13 protein-coding genes and 1 pseudogene are annotated in these 17,806 nt (G+C 72.2%); 7 read left to right on the top strand and 7 right to left on the bottom strand.

Features of this window, described 5'->3' with window-relative positions:
• The first annotated feature begins 25 nt into the window (after positions 1-25).
• A complete protein-coding gene (locus AC1DWJ_RS14140; protein WP_477621110.1) occupies positions 26-820 on the top strand; it encodes a glycerophosphodiester phosphodiesterase family protein in 795 nt (264 codons plus the stop codon).
• A complete protein-coding gene (locus AC1DWJ_RS14135; RefSeq protein ID WP_477621109.1) occupies positions 817-2,253 on the top strand; it encodes an MFS transporter in 1,437 nt (478 codons plus the stop codon). The genes AC1DWJ_RS14140 and AC1DWJ_RS14135 overlap by 4 nt, the downstream gene beginning before the upstream one ends.
• On the opposite strand, the gene AC1DWJ_RS14130 is transcribed toward AC1DWJ_RS14135, so the two are convergent.
• Together AC1DWJ_RS14130 and AC1DWJ_RS14125 are read right to left on the bottom strand one after the other, a co-directional pair.
• The gene (locus AC1DWJ_RS14130; RefSeq protein WP_457255639.1) at positions 2,235-2,864 is read right to left on the bottom strand and encodes a DUF8185 domain-containing protein; all 630 of its coding nucleotides are present in this window, start codon (positions 2,862-2,864) and stop codon (positions 2,235-2,237) included. The genes AC1DWJ_RS14135 and AC1DWJ_RS14130 overlap by 19 nt on opposite strands.
• Positions 2,864-3,382, bottom strand: coding sequence for an acyl-CoA thioesterase (locus AC1DWJ_RS14125; RefSeq protein WP_457255638.1), 519 nt, complete (start codon positions 3,380-3,382; stop codon positions 2,864-2,866). The genes AC1DWJ_RS14130 and AC1DWJ_RS14125 overlap by 1 nt, the downstream gene beginning before the upstream one ends.
• Positions 3,383-3,430: 48 nt before the next feature.
• Between AC1DWJ_RS14125 and AC1DWJ_RS14120 the strand changes: the two genes are divergently transcribed.
• Positions 3,431-5,548 (top strand): RecQ family ATP-dependent DNA helicase, encoded by a 2,118-nt coding sequence (locus AC1DWJ_RS14120; RefSeq protein ID WP_457255637.1) that lies wholly within the window; start codon positions 3,431-3,433, stop codon positions 5,546-5,548.
• Positions 5,549-5,620: 72 nt separating this feature from the next.
• Here the strand turns inward: AC1DWJ_RS14120 and yczE are convergent.
• Positions 5,621-6,220 (bottom strand): annotated as a pseudogene (gene yczE, locus AC1DWJ_RS14115) (membrane protein YczE); the annotation flags it as partial.
• Between the two features lie 62 nt (positions 6,221-6,282).
• On the opposite strand from yczE, the gene yczR reads away from it, so the two are divergent.
• Positions 6,283-7,734 carry a MocR-like transcription factor YczR gene (gene yczR / locus AC1DWJ_RS14110; protein WP_477621108.1) on the top strand — a complete coding sequence of 484 codons (1,452 nt, stop codon included), beginning with the start codon at positions 6,283-6,285 and terminating at the stop codon, positions 7,732-7,734.
• On the opposite strand, the gene AC1DWJ_RS14105 is transcribed toward yczR, so the two are convergent.
• The gene (locus AC1DWJ_RS14105) at positions 7,717-8,682 is read right to left on the bottom strand and encodes a DMT family transporter (RefSeq protein WP_457255635.1); all 966 of its coding nucleotides are present in this window, start codon (positions 8,680-8,682) and stop codon (positions 7,717-7,719) included. The two genes, yczR and AC1DWJ_RS14105, sit on opposite strands and share 18 nt — an antisense overlap.
• Positions 8,683-8,765: 83 nt before the next feature.
• On the opposite strand from AC1DWJ_RS14105, the gene AC1DWJ_RS14100 reads away from it, so the two are divergent.
• From AC1DWJ_RS14100 to AC1DWJ_RS14090, 3 genes are read left to right on the top strand one after another with little or no spacing between them, the layout of a single operon-like run.
• Positions 8,766-9,677 carry a LysR family transcriptional regulator gene (locus AC1DWJ_RS14100; protein WP_457255873.1) on the top strand — a complete coding sequence of 304 codons (912 nt, stop codon included), beginning with the start codon at positions 8,766-8,768 and terminating at the stop codon, positions 9,675-9,677.
• Positions 9,674-10,657, top strand: a complete 984-nt coding sequence (locus tag AC1DWJ_RS14095; protein WP_477621107.1) for an acyl-CoA thioesterase — start codon at positions 9,674-9,676, stop codon at positions 10,655-10,657. The genes AC1DWJ_RS14100 and AC1DWJ_RS14095 overlap by 4 nt, the downstream gene beginning before the upstream one ends.
• Positions 10,654-11,139, top strand: a complete 486-nt coding sequence (locus AC1DWJ_RS14090) for a GNAT family N-acetyltransferase (RefSeq protein ID WP_457255633.1) — start codon at positions 10,654-10,656, stop codon at positions 11,137-11,139. The genes AC1DWJ_RS14095 and AC1DWJ_RS14090 overlap by 4 nt, the downstream gene beginning before the upstream one ends.
• Here AC1DWJ_RS14090 and treZ read toward each other — a convergent pair.
• The 3 genes from treZ to glgX form a co-directional block, all read right to left on the bottom strand.
• Positions 11,118-13,016, bottom strand: a complete 1,899-nt coding sequence (gene treZ, locus AC1DWJ_RS14085; protein ID WP_457255632.1) for a malto-oligosyltrehalose trehalohydrolase — start codon at positions 13,014-13,016, stop codon at positions 11,118-11,120. The genes AC1DWJ_RS14090 and treZ overlap by 22 nt on opposite strands.
• Before the next feature lie 64 nt (positions 13,017-13,080).
• Positions 13,081-15,600 (bottom strand): malto-oligosyltrehalose synthase, encoded by a 2,520-nt coding sequence (gene treY / locus AC1DWJ_RS14080; protein WP_457255631.1) that lies wholly within the window; start codon positions 15,598-15,600, stop codon positions 13,081-13,083.
• Entirely contained in the window at positions 15,597-17,762 is a 2,166-nt protein-coding gene (gene glgX / locus AC1DWJ_RS14075; RefSeq protein ID WP_457255630.1) for a glycogen debranching protein GlgX, read from the bottom strand. Before glgX ends, treY begins: the two co-directional genes overlap by 4 nt.
• Between the last annotated feature and the right edge of the window lie 44 nt (positions 17,763-17,806).

Here is a 17,806-nt window from a genome sequence, read left to right as displayed (position 1 = left end):
GCTGCTCTCACGGCAGACTGACGCCGTGAGAGCAGCGGACTTCGCCTACTTCGATGCGCCGACCCCCATCGGGCTGGCGCACCGGGGCGGGGCCAAGCTCGCGGCCAACCTCCACCTCGAGAACTCCCTCGCGGCCTTCCGCGCAGCGGTGCGAATGGGCTACCGCTACCTCGAGACCGACGTCCACGCCACGGCGGACGGCACGCTGCTCGCCTTCCACGACCAGCGGCTCGACCGGGTCACCGACCAGCGCGGCCTGATCGCAGACCTCCCGTATGCCGTGGTGCGGGCAGCGCGGATCCACGGCACCGAGCCGATCCCCCTCCTCTCGGACCTGCTCGAGGAGTTCCCCGACACCCGCATCAACATCGACGTCAAGGCACCCGGCGCCATCGCGCCCCTGGCCGAGGTGATCCGGCGCCAGGCGGCGATCGACCGCATCTGCGTCGGCTCGTTCTCCGATCGGCGACTGCGGGCCGTGCGCCGGCTCCTCGGCCCCGCGCTGGCCACCGCGACCGGACCGGCAGAGGTGACCGCCCTGCGCCTGGCACCGCAGCGGGTCGCCTCGTGGCTGCGCTCCCCCGCGGCCGTCCTGCAGATCCCGACCGGGCACGTCGTCGGCGGTCGCCGCCTCGACCTGGTCACCCCCGGACTGGTCGAGCGCGTCCACGCCATGGGCAAGCACGTCCACGTGTGGACCATCGACGACGCTGCCGAGATGCACCGGCTCTTCGACCTCGGCGTGGATGGCATCGTGTCCGACCGCATCGACACCCTCGCCGATGTCCTGGCCGAGCGCGGCGTACCGTTGCGCCGGTGACCGCGCCCACCCCCCGCCCCACCCCAGAGCGTGTCGAGGGTGCGGGTGCGGGCACCACCGGCGCGGGGCGGGTCGGTGTCTTCCACCCTCGCTACGTGCTGCTGTCCGTCTCCCTGCTGGCGCTCATCACGGTGATCGCCTTCGAGGGCATGGCGGTCTCCACCGCCATGCCGGACGCCGCCCGCGAGCTGGACGCGGTGCGGTCCTACGGGCTCGCCTTCTCGGTCATGCTGACCACCCAGCTGCTCGGCATCGTGCTGGCCGGGGTCTGGTGCGACCGGTCGGGTCCCCTGCCATCGCTCTTCGCGGGCCAGCTGCTCTTCGCGGCCGGGTGCGGACTGTGTGGGGGCGCGCAGTCGTTCGGGCCGTTCCTGGCTGGGCGTGGCGTGGCCGGCCTCGGAGCCGGGTTGATCATCGTCGCCGGCTATGTCGTCATCGGCCGCGCCTACCCGGAGTCGTTGCGGCCCAAGGTGTTCAGCGTGATCTCGGCTGCGTGGGTGCTGCCCTCGCTGCTCGGTCCACCGATCGCCGCGTGGGTCACGACGACCTGGTCCTGGCGCTGGGTCTTCTGGCTGGTGGTCGTGCCGGTCGTGGCCGCCATCGCGCTGGTGTTCGCCCGGCGGTCGCAGATCGTAGCGGCGGACGAGGGCATCGACGGGTCCAGCCGTGACCACCGCGCGCACGCCAGGGCGGCCTGGTTCGGCGTCCTGATCGCGGCCTCCGCCGGCGCCCTCCAGTGGGGCACGCACGACCTCGAGTTCACCTGGTCGGTCAAGACAGCGGTCGCCGTCCTCGGCGTCGTGGGGATCGCGGCCACCGCACCCATGCTGCTCCCGCGCGGCACGTGGCTGATGCGTCGCGGGCTGCCCTCGGTGATGCTGGCGCGCTTCCTGCTGACCTGTTCGTTCTTCGGCACCATCACCTACATCCCGCTCATGCTGGTCAACGAGCGCGGCCAGTCCCTCGCCACTGCCGGCACGAGCCTCGCCGTCGGCTCGCTCGGCTGGTCGGCCGGCTCCTGGGTCCAGGGCCGGGACCGCTGGGCGGGGCGCCGCCACCAGCTCGTCAGCGTCGGAGGCCTCCTCCTCGCGACGGGGCTGCTCGGCGTCGTGGCGGTCACCCACCTCGACGGGCACCCGTGGCTCATCGCCGTGGCGCTCGTCGCGTGCGGCATGGGCATGGGGCTGGGCACCGCGAGCCTCTCGGTCCTCTCGCTCACCCTCACGTCGCCCGCCGACCACGGCACGACATCGTCGTCACTCCAGCTCGCCGACGTCCTCGGTTCGGTGCTCGGGATCGCCGCGGCCGGCGCGGTCTTCGCGGCCCGCCACACGACCGCGGGTCAGGACATCCCGGTCTTCGTGAGCATGTGGCTGGGACTCAGCGTCGTCGCCGCCCTCGTCGTGGTCGCCGGTCAGCGGATCAGGACGTGACCGCCGGGCGTCGAGAGCCGCGTCCAGCGGCCGTGCGCCCACACCGTCACCGGCGCGTCGCCAGCACTTTTCACGAACCCGAGCACGTATGCCGCGAACGCACCGCCCGCGGGCACGGGCGGGGTCGTGGTCGTCAGACGCCCCCACACCTGCCGGCGAAGTGCCGCGACGGCTGAGCCACCGGCATCCGCCGGCGCACCCGAGGCGACCTCCTCGATCCCCTGCCGCGCCACGGCATACATGTCGTCGGCGGCGACCGCCCCGACGCGTTCCCACCCGCCACGGGGTGGCGCCATCGCCGCCCAGGCGACGCTGACGGTCACTGGCGGCACGGACAGGGTGGTGCCGCCCTCGCGCGCGAGGCGGTCGGTGACTGCGGCCAACGGCACCGTGACGTCGAGGTCGGCCGGCTCGGCCAGGGGCATCGCCCGCAGGCCGATCACGACCCCCTCGGCCATCAGGCCGCTACCGGGCAGGACCCCGACGTAGGCGGCCAGGGTCGGTCCGGTCGCCTGCAGCCGGATCGCGCCGTCCTCGTCGGCGGCCTTGGCACGGGCGACGTAGGTGCGCAGGTCGTCGAGACCCTGCAGGTCGGGGAAGGTCAGCTCCATCAGCGTCGGCGCCAGCGGAAGGGCACCGGCTCACCCGAGTGCGACCTGAGCATGGCCCGCAGCGACTCGTCCATCCGTCGCGGGGTGCTGGTCACGAAGTCGTAGAGGACCAGCGTGGTCTCCGCGCGGGCGTAGACCACGTCGCCCTCGCCACCGTCGGCCGACGGCCGCCCGTCGCGCACCTCGTAGGCGAGGTCGAAGCCGGCCCCCCCGATCTTCGTGGCCCACATCTCCACGACGATGGGCGGCACCCGGAACAGCAGGGGCGCGAGGTACTCGATCTCGTGGCGCGCCACGAGGATGCCCTCCGAGAGCACCGACCGGTCCTGGCCGAACCAGTCCTCGAAGCCGATCACGCGGGCGTCCTCCAGCAGTCGGAGGAACTGCACGTTGTTGACGTGCCCATAGGCGTCCATGTCGCTCCAGCGGAGCGGCACGTTGACCCGGTAGCGGCCGGTGGGCCCGCTCGGCTCGGGGCGGTCGTCGGAGACCTGGACGGGACTCTCTTCGCTGGCCATGTGGACATCCTCGCAGGGCTGTCGGGCCGGCGGCATACGGTGGTCGCCATGGAGACCACCGCGGCACCCGACCTGCACACCCAGGCCACCACCGTGCTGCGGCGCCTCGTCGGCCGCGACGACGTCGACTTCCGCGACGGCCAGCTCGAGGCCGTCGAGGCGCTGGTCGGCCAGCGTCGGCGGGTGCTCGTCGTGCAGCGCACCGGCTGGGGCAAGTCGGCGGTCTACTTCGTGTCCACCGCCCTGCGCCGGGCCGAGGGCGCCGGGCCGACCGTGATCGTCTCGCCGCTGCTGGCGCTGATGCGCGACCAGATCGCGGCCGCCGGCCGGGCCGGGATCCGCGCGGTGACCATGAACTCCGCGAACGCCGACGAATGGGGGCAGGTCTCGGCGGCGCTGGCCGCCGACGAGGTCGACGTCCTGCTGGTCAGCCCAGAGCGCCTGAACAACCCGAGGTTCCGCGACGAGCAGCTGCCCGACCTTGCTCGCCGGTGCGGTCTGCTCGTGGTCGACGAGGCGCACTGTGTGTCCGACTGGGGCCACGACTTCCGCCCCGACTACCGCCGGATCCGTGACCTGCTCACGGTGCTGCCCGCCGACACCCCGGTGCTGGCGACCACGGCCACCGCCAACGCCCGCGTCGTGACCGACGTGGTCGAGCAGCTCGGGGCCGGCGGCCACGACGTGCTGACCCTGCGTGGCGGCCTCGCCCGCGACTCGCTGCGCCTGGGGGTGATGGCCCTGACCTCGCCCGAGCAGCGGCTGGCGTGGCTGCTCGCCCACCTCGACTCGCTCCCGGGCAGCGGCATCGTCTACACGCTCACCGTCTCGGCCGCCGAGGACATCGCCGTCGCCCTGCGCGAGGCGGGTCACGAGGTGCGGGCCTACACCGGACGCACCGACCCGGCCGACCGCGAGCGCCTCGAGGCGATGCTGCGCGACAACCAGGTCAAGGCACTGGTGGCGACCTCGGCGCTGGGCATGGGGTTCGACAAGCCCGACCTGGGCTTCGTGCTCCACCTCGGCGCGCCCTCGTCGCCGGTCGCCTACTACCAGCAGGTCGGTCGTGCCGGTCGGGCCACCGAGCGGGCCGACGTGCTGCTCCTGCCCGGCCCGGAGGACAAGGACATCTGGGCCTACTTCGCCTCCGCCTCGATGCCACGCCAGGAGCAGGCCGACGCGGTGCTCACGGCGCTCGCGGGCTCGGCCAAGGCGCTCTCCACGGCAGCGTTGGAGTCCATCGTCGACATCCGGCGCACCCGGCTCGAGCTCCTGCTCAAGGTGCTCGACGTCGACGGCGCCGTCCAGCGGGTGCCAGGTGGTTGGACCTCGACCGGCCAGCCCTGGACCTACGACGCCGAGCGCTACGCGCGGGTGACGGCGGCCCGCGTGCGCGAGCAGGACCTCATGGTCACCTACGAGCAGACCGCCGGGTGCCGGATGGAGTTCCTCCAGGAGTCGCTCGACGACGACTCCGCAGCCGCGTGCGGACGGTGCGACTCGTGTGCCGGCGTGTGGTTCCCCACCGACATCCCTGACGTCGCAGTCACCACGGCCCGTGGTCGCCTCGAGCGGGCCGGGGTCGAGCTGGAGTCAAGGGCCCAGTGGCCGACGGGGATGGACCGGCTGGGTGTCCCGGTGCGCGGGAAGATCAGCCCCGACGAGGCGATGGAGACCGGTCGGGCGGTCGCCCGGCTCACCGACCTGGGCTGGGGTCAACAGCTCCGGTCGCTGCTGCGGGCCACCGATGCCGCGGTGCCGCCCGAGCTGGTGCGGGCCTGCGTGCCGATCCTGCGCGACTGGGGCTGGGCCGAGCGGCCAGTGGCCGTGGCCATGGTCCCCTCGCGCACCCGGCCCCTCCTGGTCGAGTCGCTGGGCCGGGGCATCGCCGAGCTGGGTCGGATGCAGTGGCTGGGCGCCCTCGACCCCGTCGATGGTGGACCGGTCGGCGAGGCCGGTGGCAACAGCGCCTTCCGGCTGGCCGGCGTGTGGGGTCGTCTGGAGGTCGGCGCCGAGCAGGCGTCAGGCCTGCGCGGCCTCGACGGACCCGTCCTGCTGGTCGACGACGTCGCCAACTCGCGCTGGACGCTCACGGTCGCGGCCGCCGCCCTGCGCCGTGCGGGCGCCACCGGCGTGCTGCCGTTCGTCCTGGCCCTCGACGCCTGACCCCGATCCGTCCGCAGCGCCGGCCGGGCCCGGCACGCCGTCGAGCGGCACCGTGAAGATCGGCAGGAACACCTGCACGACCGGGCCGATCAGCACGGCATACAGCACCGTCCCGAGCCCGACCACTCCGCCGAGCAGCCAACCCACGACGAGCACGGTCACCTCGATGCTGGTCCGCACCAGCCGGAAGCTGCGCCCGGTGCGGCGCACCAGCCCCGTCATCAGGCCGTCGCGGGGTCCGGGGCCGAACTGGCTCCCGATGTAGAGCGCACCAGCCAGCCCGTTGAGGACGATCCCCCCGACGAGGAGCACCACCCGCACGGCCATGGCGTCGGGAGCGTCGAGCAGCGCCAACGTCGCGTCGGTGGCCAGCCCGATGACGACCACGTTGGCGACGGTGCCGAGTCCCGGCCACTGCCGCAGCGGGATCCAGAGCAGCAGCACAGCCACGCCGACGATGATCGTCACGGTGCCAAAGCTGACCGGCAGGTGCTGGGCGATGCCGTAGTGGAAGACGTCCCACGGGTCGAGCCCGAGCCCGGAGCGGACCATCATCCCCATCGAGACCCCGTAGAGGGTCAGGCCTACGGCGAGCTGGACGAGCCGGCGGGTGGTCCGACCGGCCCGCAGCTGCTGCCGTGGGGTGAGGGAGGCGAGGGAGGTACGGGTCATGGTGCCAAGATTGGCCTGCATTGGTCTGTTCCTCCATAGCCAATCGTGAGAAAGTGGTCTGCATGTCGACCCGAGCGATCTCCGCGACCCGGCTGGTCCCCATGCTGGGCGCCGCCCTCGAGACGGCGCCGGCCTACCGCGGGCTCGCCGACGCGGTCCGGCTCCTCGTCGCCGACGGGCGCGTGCCCGTCGGGGCCCGCCTGCCCAGCGAGCGCGACCTCACGACGGCCCTCGGGGTGAGCCGCACGACCGTCACGCGGGCGTATGCCGAGCTGCGCGACCGCGGCTACCTCACCTCGCGGCAGGGCTCCGGCAGCGTCGTGGCCCTGCCGGGCGACCCGGCCGGGCGTCGTCAGGGCACCGCCCTCCACCCGTCGTCCGAGCAGCGCGACGCAGGCGTGATCGACCTCACCTGTGCCTCGATGAGCGCCCCGCCGGGCACGGTCGCCGCCTACGAGCGGGCCGTGGCCGAGCTGCCGCGCTACCTCGCCGGCACGGGCTACCACCCCCTCGGCCTGATGTCGCTGCGCGAGGCCCTCGCCGAGCGGTTCACCGAGCGCGGGCTGGCGACGACACCCGACCAGGTCATGGTGACCAGCGGCGCCCTCTCAGGGCTCGCGGTGACGGCTCGCGCGCTGCTCTCCCCCGGCGACCGCGTGCTGCTCGAGATCCCGACCTACCCCAACGCGATCGACACCCTGCGACGCTCCGGGGCCCGCGCCGTGGCCCTGCCCCTCGACCGCAACGGCTGGGACATCGGCGCCGCTGAGGCCGCCCTGCGCCAGACCGCACCGCGCGCCGCCTACCTGATCCCCGACTTCCACAACCCGACCGGCGCCCTCCTGCCCGACGCCCAGCGGGCCGAGCTCGGTGACGCCCTGGCCGGCACCCACACCGTCGGTGTCGTCGACGAGACGCTGGTCGACCTCGCCCACGACCCCGACCTCCGCATGCCCCGCCCCCTGGGCGCCCACCACCCCCGCACGGTGACCCTCGGCGGCGCGAGCAAGTCGTTCTGGGGAGGGCTGCGAGTGGGTTGGATCCGCGCCCCTCGCGAGCTGATGCCGGCGCTGGTCGGGGCCCGGCTGACCCTCGACCTCGGCGCCCCCGTGCTGGAGCAGCTGGTGCTGACCGACCTCCTCGGGCACCGGGAGCAGATCATCGCCGACCGGCGCGCGGCCATCGTCTCGACGCGCGACGCCCTTGTGGATGCCTTGCGAAATCGCCTGCCGCAGTGGAGGTTCCGCATTCCCGAGGGAGGCCTGTGCCTGTGGGTCGAACTGCCCGAGGCGCTGTCGACCCCGCTGTGCGCGGCAGCCGACCAGAGGGGCATCGTGCTGGCCCCCGGGGCCCAGTTCGCGGTCGAGGGGGGCATGGAGCGGTTCCTGCGACTGCCCTTCACCGGTCACGCACCGGAGTTGGTCGACGAGGCGGTCGAGCGCCTGGCCCTCGCGTGGGACGACGCGCAGTCGGCCCGGCCGTCGAGGCAGGGCGGCTCACCGCTCGTCGCGTGAGCGGGGGCGCCGGCGGCTGACCACAACGCCGACGAGGCAGACGGCTCCCCCGACGAGGGCGAGCGTGCTCGGCACCTCCGACAGGAAGGCCCAGGACATCAGCACCGAGAGCACGGTCACGAGGTAACCGAGCGGACCGAGGCGACCAGCCGGCATACGACGCAGTGCGTAGGCCCACGTCGTGAACGCGACGGCCGTCGGGAAGGCGCCGAGGTAGGCCGCGCCGAGGAGAGCCGACGTCGGGGCACCCTGTGCCTCGTGCACCAGCTCGCCGGCGTACGGCAGCGTGACCACGGTCCCGACCAGGCACCCGAGCCAGGTGGCCCGCAGGGCGTCGACGCTCCGGAGGGTGACCTTCTGCAGGAGCACCGACGACGCGTAGAGCACCGCGGCCACGAGGGCGAAGGCGATGCCTGCGCCATCGCGCCGTCCACTGGAGTCGGACGCCATCAGGGCGACCCCGGCGAAGGCCACCGCACACCCGAGGAAGACCGGTCGCGAGAAGCCCTCACGCAGGAAGAGCCCGCCGCCGAGGGCGATGAGGACGGGGGCGACGTTGACCAGGAGGGCCGCGGTGCCGGCGTCGACGTGCCGCTCGGCGGCATTGAGTGCCACGTTGTAGCCGGCGAACCACAGCGCGCCGTACCCGACGACGGGAAGCACTGCGCGCCAGCCCCGGGGCAGCAGCGGACCTGCGGCGCGTCCGCGCCCCAGCAGCACGAAGGGGGTGAGCACCACCGCGGCGACCGCGACCCTGGCCAGCGCCATCGGTCCCGGCGACAGGTGCGCACCGCTGCTGCGGATCACGACGAAGGCCGACGCCCAGAGCACGATCGTGACGAGCGCTGCCCCCGACGCCCGGGCCGGCGGGCTGACCAGGCGTCGCGGCGACGGCTCAGGCAGGGGGGCGTCGCACGGCTCGAGGACTGGACTGGTCGCGGTGGTCACCGGTCCATCGTCGAGGAACCTGACACATCAGCACAAGCGATGCTTTCTTCACTTTCGTTAAGCCTGACTGTATGGTCGTGAGTATGCTCGACGTGCACCGGCTCCGTGTCCTGCGCACCGTCGTCGCCACCGGGTCGGTCGGTGCGGCGGCCACCACCCTCGGCTACACGCCGTCCGCCGTGAGCCAGCACCTCGCCACCCTGCAGCGCGAGACCGGCCTGCTCCTCATCGAGCGCAAGGGCCGTGGCATCCAGCCGACGGCCGCGGGGCGCACCCTGGCCGACGAGGCCGGCCGGGTCCTGGAGTCGCTCAGCGGTGTCGAGGGGGTGGTCGGTGACCTGCGCGCCGGTCGCGTGGGGCGGCTGTCGATCAGCTACTTCGCCTCCGCCGGAGCGGCCTGGATCCCGCCGGTCGTCGCCGGGCTGATGCAGGAGTTCCCCGAGCTGCGCCTCGACCTGCGGCTCATCGAGCTGCTCGGCGACGAGCACCCCGACCCCGACCTCGAGATCTTCGTCGGAGGTGCCGACGAGCACCTGCGCCCCGGTCGCGCGCAGTCCCGGGTGCACCACCTGCTCGACGACCCCTATGCCGTGGTGGTGCCGACCGACCACCCGCTGGCCCGGCTGGCGAGCGTCCCGCTCGCAGACCTGGCGAGCGAGCAGTGGGTGGACAACGACTTCAACCGTGGCTTCTGTCGCCAGGTCATCCTCGATGCCTGCGCCGAGGCGGGTTTCAGCCCCGACTTCCGCATCGAGACCCACGACTACCCCACCGCGATCTCCTTCGTCGCGGCCGGCGTCGGGGTCACGGTCCTGCCCGGGCTGGGGGCCACCCGGCTGCCCGACGGGGTCGTCGCGATCCCCCTCGTGGCACCCACGCCGGTGCGCCACGTCTACGTCGCCGTGAAGGCGTCCGTCGAGCACCACCCGGCCGCCCGGAGGGCCGTCGAACTGCTGCGTGAGCGCGTCACCGCTCCCGCTAGGGTCGAGGCGTGAGCGACGAGAGCACCCCTGACTCCGCCGCCGGCGTCGACGCCGGCCCCGACGCAGGCTTCGACCCTCTGACCGACCTGCTCGACACCCTCGACCTCGAGGAGCTCGGCACGGCCAGGATCACCGTCGAGGGCGTCGGCGACCGCGCCGACTTCGGCGAGTCAGGGGCGACGGTCTTCCTGGGGCGCAGCCAGAAGATGCCCCACGGGCGCGTCTTCGGCGGCCAGGTCCTCGCACAGTGCGTGATCGCCGCCGGCCGGACGATGCAGGACGTCGACGACGGCGACGGACCCCGACACATCCACTCCCTGCACGGCTACTTCATGCGTCCCGGTGACGACACCCAGCCCATCCGGTTCGCCGTCGAACGGATGCGCGACGGCAACTCGTTCTCGACGCGGCGGGTGCACGCCATCCAGGACGGCCTGCCGATCCTGTCGATGATCACGTCGTTCCAGGAGGCCTCCGGTGGTCTCGACCACCAGGACCCGATGCCCGTCGTACCCGGCCCCGACGAGCTCCGCTCGCTCGCCGAGGAGTTCGGCGGGATCGACCACCCGGGGGCCCGACACCTGGTCAAGCGCCCGATCGAGCACCGGCACGTCGAGAACAACCTCTTCGTGGCACCCGGCCCCGAGCTCACCGCCCACCAGAGCGTCTGGATGAGGGCGCTGGGGCGGCTGCCCGACGACCCGCTGATCCACGCAGCCGTGCTGGCCTATGCCTCCGACTACACCCTCCTCGAGCCGGTGATCCGCAAGCACGGGCTGACCTGGACCGACCGGCGGCTGCGACCGGCGAGCCTCGACCACGCGATGTGGTTCCACCGGCCGGTCCACGCCGACGAGTGGATCCTCTACACCCAGGAGTCGCCCTCGGCCTCGGGCGGGCGCGGCCTGGGGATCGGTCGCATGTTCGCCGCCGACGGCACCCTCGTCGCGACCGTCGCCCAGGAGGGCATGGTCCGCGTCAAGGACGCGTGAGCGTGCCCGACGCGGCGCCGCGTGACCCGGGCCAGTGGGTGGTCGACGACCTGCGCGCCGACGACCACGAGGCCTGGGCACGACTGCACCGCGGCTACCTCGACTTCTACGAGTCCTCCCGCCCCGACGAGGTCAGCGCCATCGTCTGGGGCTGGCTGACGGACCCGGCCCACGAGCTCGAGTGCCTCGTGGTCCGCGCGCGTCCGGGCTCGGATCCCGTTGGTATCGCCCACATCCGGCCATTCGTCCGGCCGCTCCACGGATCGGTGTCCTGCTTCCTCGACGACCTGTTCGTGGCACCGGAGCACCGTGGCACCGGAGCCGTCGACGCGCTCCTCTCCGGGGTGCAGCGACGCGCCCGGGAGCGCGGGTGGACCACGGTCCGCTGGATCACGCGAGCGTCGAACACCCGGGCCCGGTCGACCTACGACCGGCTCGCCGTGGAGACCGACCTGGTGACCTACGACCTCGCCGTCGACTGACCCATCCGCACCACGGCCGCCGTGAACGGCGGCAGGTGCACGCCATGGCCGCGCAGCCGGGTCTGCGTCGGCTCCCAGGCGAGCACCACGCTCTCGGGCTCCGCATCGAGGGGCACCGTCCAGCGCGACTCGGCAAGGTTGACGACCACCCGGTAGGCGCCACGGCGGACGACCAACCAGCCGTCGCCCTCGTCGAAGTCGACCGCCACCGACTCGAGGCTGCCGTTGCCCAGGTCGAACTCGCCCCGCCGCAACGCGATCAACGCTCGGTACCACGCGAACATCCGCGCGTGCTCGCCCTCGTGCAGCTCGGCCCAGTCGAGCTGCGAGCGACGGTAGGTCTGCTCGTCCTGCGGGTCCGGCACGTCCTCGGCGGCCCAGCCGTGGGCCTCGAACTCGCGACGTCGCCCCTCGGTGACGGCGCGCTGCATCTCCGGCTCGTCGAAGTCCGTGAAGAACTGGAACGGCGTCGAGGCCGCCCACTCCTCCCCCATGAACACCATCGGCGTGAACGGACCAGTGAGGTAGAGGGCCGCCCCCATAGCCTGGCGACCCGGTGTCACGACTGCGGAGATGCGGTCGCCGACGGCCCGGTTGCCGACCTGGTCGTGGGTCTGCAGGTAGGCGAGGAACCGCCGTCCGTCGACCTTCCGGCGGTCGACCGGGGCACCCCACTCGGCGTCCCGGAAGCTCGACCAGCGGCCGTCGTGGAGGAACGCCCTCGTGAGCGTCTTGGCCAGCACCGCGAGCGGTCCGCCGTCCGGCATGGCCCGGCAGTGGCCGGCGAAGTCGCCGTAGTAGCCCTGCGTCTCGCCGGTCAGCGTGACGTGGAGGGCATGGTGGATGTCGTCGTCCCACTGGGCGTCCATGCCGAGCCCACCGTCGGCCGTCGGCGTGACAGTGCGGGGGTCGTTGACGTCGCTCTCCGCGATGAGGTCGAGGGGCCGACCCAGGCGCGCGCTCAGCGACGCCACCTCGTCGGCCAGCTGGGCCAGCACGTGCTGGTCGGAGTCGTCCTTGAGCTCGTGCACGGCGTCGAGGCGCAGGGCGTCCACGTGGAAGTCGGCGAACCACCGCAACGCGTTGTCGATGATCCACCGCCGCACGTGCAGGCTGCCCGGGCCGTCGAGGTTGAACCCGTTGCCCCACGGCGTGGGGTGGGCGTCGGTGAAGTAGGGACCGAACCGCGACAGGTAGTTGCCGACCGGGCCGAGGTGGTTGTAGACCACGTCGAGGCAGACCCCGAGGCCGAGGCCGTGGCACGCGTCGACGAAGCGCTGGAGCGCCGCAGGGCCGTCGTACTCGTCGTCGACCGCCCACGGCCCGACGCCGTCGTAGCCCCAGTTCCACCGACCCGGCCACGAGGCCACCGGCATCAGCTCGACCACGTCGACCCCGAGGTCGACCAGGTGCTGCAGCCGGCGCTGGGCTGCGTCGAGGGTGCCCTCCGGCGTGAAGGTCCCGACGTGCAGCTCGTAGACCACGGCACCGAGGACCCCCGCACCGTGCTGCGGTCCGGCCCAGGTCGCGTCGCGCCAGGTGTGCCGGCTCGCGTCGAACCAGCGGCTCTCGCCGTGCACGCCGTGGGGCTGCCAAGCCGAGCGCGGGTCAGGGGTGACCTCACCGCCGTCGACGCGGAACGCATAGTCCAGACAGGGGTATGCCGCCGTGCCCCACTCCGCGGCAGGGGCCTCCCACCGCCACCAGCCGTCGTCCTTGCGGTCCATCGCCGAGCGCCGCGCCGGGCCGTCGTCGAGGGACCACTCGACCTCCACGTCCTGGGCGGCCGGGGCCCACACGGTGAGCTCGGGCCCGGTAAGGACCGGCTCGCCGGCCGGCTTCGTCGCGGACAGGGACGTCATCTGTGGGGTGTTCATCGGGGCTCTGTGTTCACTTACGGTCGGTGCTCGTGTGCGGACGGCGTTCAGGTGCGGTGATGCGTCAGGTGCGCTCTAGGCTGCCATGCCGCGCGAGCAGGGCAACCGGAAGGGCCTCCAGCAGCTCGGTGAGGAGCACCGACCCCGCCGTCCCGGGTGTCACGCGGCGGTCGGTGAGCAGGTCCACCCAGGTGCCCTCGGGGAGGTCGATCCGGGCCGCGCCCCAGCCGCCGTCCGCGCGCAACCGCTCGCCGAGCCGGGTGGCGACGGCGACCACCTGCGTGCCACTCGCGTCGCCACGTCCCAGGGCCAGCGCGTGCCCGCTCGACGTGGGGACGGCGGCATACGTGGCGTGCTCACCGGTGAACCACTCGGGGTGGTCACGGCGCAGCCGGAGGGCGCGGGCGGTGACGAGCAGCTTCTCGTCGTCGAGGTCGCGGGCGGGCGCGCCGCCGTCGAGCCGGGCGAGGCGCTGCCTGCGGGCGGAGTAGTCGACCGGGCGACGGTTGTCGGGGTCGACGAGGGAGAGGTCGACGAGCTCGGTGCCCTGGTAGACGTCGGGGACGCCGGGCAGGACGAGCTGGAGCAGCTTCTGGCCCAGCAGGATCTCGCGGGCGGCCGGGGCGGCTCGCTCCACCCACCGACGTACCTGCTCGACGAGCGAGGGGTCGGTGGTCAGGGCCTCCACGAAGGTCGCGACGTCGGCCTCGTAGGCGCTGTCCGGGTCGGTCCAGGTGGTGTGCAACTTGGCCTCGCGGACCGCCTTGGTGGCGTAGGCCCGCAGGCGGTCGGTGTCGACCGGCCAGGCGCTGACGGCCGTCTGGAGGAGGAGGTACTCGGTGGCCGGGTCGAGCCGGTCGCCCCGGTGGGCGGCCGCACGGTCGCGGGTCTCGCCCACCCACGCCGCCCACTCCCCCGGTAGCTCGGAGAGGACCGAGAGCCGGGCACGGACGTCCTCGGACCGCTTGGTGTCGTGGGTGGACAGCGTCGTCATCGTGGTGGGCCAGGTGGCGAGCTGCCGGCTCGCGAACGCGTGCAGCTCGGTCGGGTCGAGCCCGAGCCGGCCGGGATCGCCACCGACCTCGTTGAGGCCGGTGAGGCGCGCGTAGCGGTAGAACGCGGTGTCCTCGATGCCCTTGGCCATCACCGGGCCACAGGTCTGCTGGAACCGCACCATGAACTCGCGGTGGGCGTCCTCCGCCGCCTCGTCCAGCTCGTCGAGTGGAGTGCCCGCGGCCAGGAGCGAGACGATCCCGACCGCGTCCTGGTCGGCGTCGGCGACCTGCGCGGCTGCTCGGGCCTCGGCGTGGGCCAGCACCTGCAGCTGCTCGTGGTCATCGGCCTGGCCGGGCACGAGGTAGGCGCGGTAGCGGTCCATCGCCACGAGGAGCGCGCCCAGCCCACGGCGCAAGGAGGCCTGGTCCTCGTCGGGCACGATCCTGGCCAGCAACCGCATGAGCCGGTTGACCTCGGCCTCCTGGACCTGCGCGACGACCTGTTCCTTGGCGGCCAGCACCAGCGCGTCGAGCTCCTGTCGCTCCCCCACGAGCTCGGTGAGCAGGTCGGTCAGTGGCGCCTCGCCGTCGGGGTCGACGAACACCTGCTGCACCCGCAGGAGGGTGTCGTAGCCCGTCGTGCCCGCACACCGCCAGTCGTCGGGCAGCTGCTCGTGACCCTCGAGGATCTTCTCGGCCACCACCCAGGCGTCACCGGTGGCGTCGGCGAGCCCTGCGAGGTAGCCGCCCGGGTCGGCCAGCCCGTCGGGGTGGTCGATCCGGAACCCGTCGATCGTGCCCGCCCCGAACTCCTCCAGGAGGAGCCGGTGGGTGTGGTGGAACACGTCCGGGTCCTCGACCCTGACGGCGGCCAGGGTGGTGACGTCGAAGAACCGACGGTAGTTGAGGCGGCTGCCACCCTCGCGCCAGTCGCAGAGCCGATAGTGCTGCGCTGCAACGAGATCGGCGAGGTCGAGCGATTCAGTCCCAGGTCTGACCGGGAACACGTGGTCGTAGTAGCGCAGGACCGTCTCGTCACCGTGCGGTCCACCCCCGCCCTCCACCGAGAGCTCGTCGGCAGCGAGCACCGCCTCCAACGACTGGCCGAGCACCGGCACCAGGACGCGACCGTCCTCGACCTCCCAGTCGACGTCGAACCAGTGGGCGTGGTCGGAGTCGCGACCGTCGCGCAGCAGGAACCACCAGGGGTGGTTGAGCGAGGCCGGCGTCGGGGTCGTCATGTGGTTGGGCACAACGTCGACGACCGCCCCGAGCCCCGCCTCCCGGAGGGCTTCGGTGAGCAAGTCGAACCCCTCTGCGCCACCCGCCTCCTCGTTGAGGAACTCGTGGCTGACCACGTCGTACCCGTGCGTCGACCCCGGTGCCGGAGCCAGGATGGGTGACAGGTAGGCGTGCGAAACCCCCAGTGCGGCAAGGTAGTCCGCCTGCTCGGCGGCATCGCCGAAGGTGAAGGCCGGTTGGACCTGCAGCCGGTAGGTCGCGGTGGGAACCACCCGCCCGGGGGCGGGCCGGTGCGCTGCCGCGCCCTGCGGCATACCGGCCTGCACCGCGCCCGTCGACGAGCTCATCGGCGGGCGAGCGCCGCTCCGGCGGGCGATCCCGAGGGGAGCACTCGAGGACAGCGCAACACCACGACGCTGCGGCCGTGCGCCTTCACCTTTGCGTCGGGCCTGTACTCCTTGGCCTCGACCTCCTGCGCGAAGGTGTCCAGCTCGGTGACCCAGCGTTCGCCGTACTCCTTGCCCGGCAGGACGAAGGGCAGCACGTCGTGGTGGCCGTTGAAGATCACCAGGAAGTGGTCGTCGAGGGTCTGCTGACCGCGCGTGTCGGGCTCGGGAATGCTCTGCCCGTTGAGGAAGACCATCATCGAGCGCGCGTAGCCGTTGGCCCAGGAGTCCTCGTCCATGTGGTTGCCGCCGGGCTCGAACCACGCGATGTCGCCGACCGGGCTCTCGCCACCGTGGTCGGCCGAGCCGGCGAAGAACCGGCGGCGGCGGAAGACGGGGTGGTCACGACGCAGCTCGACGAGCCGCTGGGTGAAGGCGATGAGGTCGAGCTGGTCCTGGTCGAGGTTCCAGTCGATCCACGAGATCTCGTTGTCCTGGCAGTAGCCGTTGTTGTTGCCACCCTGCGTGCGACCCAGCTCGTCACCGTGCAGGATCATCGGGACCCCCTGCGAGACCAGGAGCGTCGCGAGCAGGTTGCGCTGCTGGCGCAGCCGCAGGGCATTGACCCGCTTGTCCTTCGAAGGGCCCTCGACGCCGCAGTTCCACGAACGGTTGTGGCTCTCGCCGTCGTTGCCGCCCTCACCGTTGGCGTCGTTGTGCTTCTCGTTGTAGGACACCAGGTCTCGCAACGTGAAGCCGTCATGGGCCGTGACGAAGTTGATCGAGGCGATCGGCTTGCGGCCGCTGTGCTCGTAGAGGTCGCTGGAGCCGGTGAGGCGCGAGGCGAACTCACCGAGGGTCGCGCTGTCGCCGCGCCAGAAGTCACGGACCGTGTCACGGTACTTGCCGTTCCACTCGGTCCACAGGGGCGGGAAGTTGCCGACCTGGTAGCCGCCGTCGCCGACGTCCCAGGGCTCCGCGATGAGCTTGACCTGGCTGACCACCGGGTCCTGCTGGACGAGATCGAAGAACGCCGACAGCTTGTCGACCTCGTGGAACTGGCGGGCCAGCGTCGCCGCGAGGTCGAACCGGAAGCCGTCGACGTGCATCTCGGTCACCCAGTAGCGCAGCGAGTCCATGATCAGCTGCAACACGTGGGGGTGCCGCATGAGCAGGCTGTTCCCCGTGCCCGTGGTGTCGTAGTAGTGCGCCTTGTCGTCGTCGACGAGCCGGTAGTAGGCCGCGTTGTCGATCCCGCGGAAGCAGATGGTGGGGCCGAGCTGGTTGCCCTCGGCCGTGTGGTTGTAGACCACGTCGAGGATGACCTCGATGCCCGCCTCGTGGAGCGCCTTGACCATGCCCTTGAACTCAGCCACCTGCTCACCGCGGGTGCCGTATGCCGCGTAGCCGTTGTGCGGCGCGAGGAACCCGATCGTGTTGTAGCCCCAGTAGTTCGACAGGCCCTTGTCGCGCAGGGTGAAGTCGTTCACGAACTGGTGCACCGGCATCAGCTCGATCGCCGTGATGCCGAGGCCCTTGAGGTGCTCGATGATCACCGGGTGGGCGATCGCGGCGTAGGTGCCGCGGATGTCCTCCGGGATGTCGGGGTGGGTCTGGGTGAGGCCCTTGACGTGGGCCTCGTAGATGACCGTGTTGTGGTACTCGTGGCGAGGGAGGCGGTCCTGGCCCCAGTCGAAGAAGGGGTTGATGACCACGCCCATCATCGTGTGTCCGAGGCTGTCCTCGACGTTGGCCCTGGCCGGGTCCTCGCTCGGCGAGTCGAAGTCGTAGGAGAACAGCGACTGGTCGCCGTCCGGCTGACCGTCGATCGCCTTGGCGTAGGGGTCGAGCAGCAGCTTCTGGGGGTTGCAGCGGTGACCGTTGGCCGGGTCGTAGGGACCGTGGACGCGGTAGCCGTAGCGCTGACCGGGCTGGACGCCGGGCAGGAAGGCGTGCCACACGAAGCCATCGACCTCGGGCAGCTCGACGCGCGTCTCCGCGCCCTCGTCGTCGATGAGGCAGAGCTCGACCTTGTGCGCCACCTCGGAGAACAGCGCGAAGTTGACCCCCGTGCCGTCATAGGTCGCGCCGAGGGGGTAGGACTTGCCGGGCCAGATTTCCATGCATCGCCTTCGTCGTAGATCAGCCCACGGGTGCGGGGCCGGGT

This window comes from Pedococcus sp. P2_D7 (genome assembly GCF_056404295.1).
The sequence above is the reverse complement of the archived record's forward strand: the minus strand, read 5'-3'. Positions and strand labels throughout refer to the sequence as shown.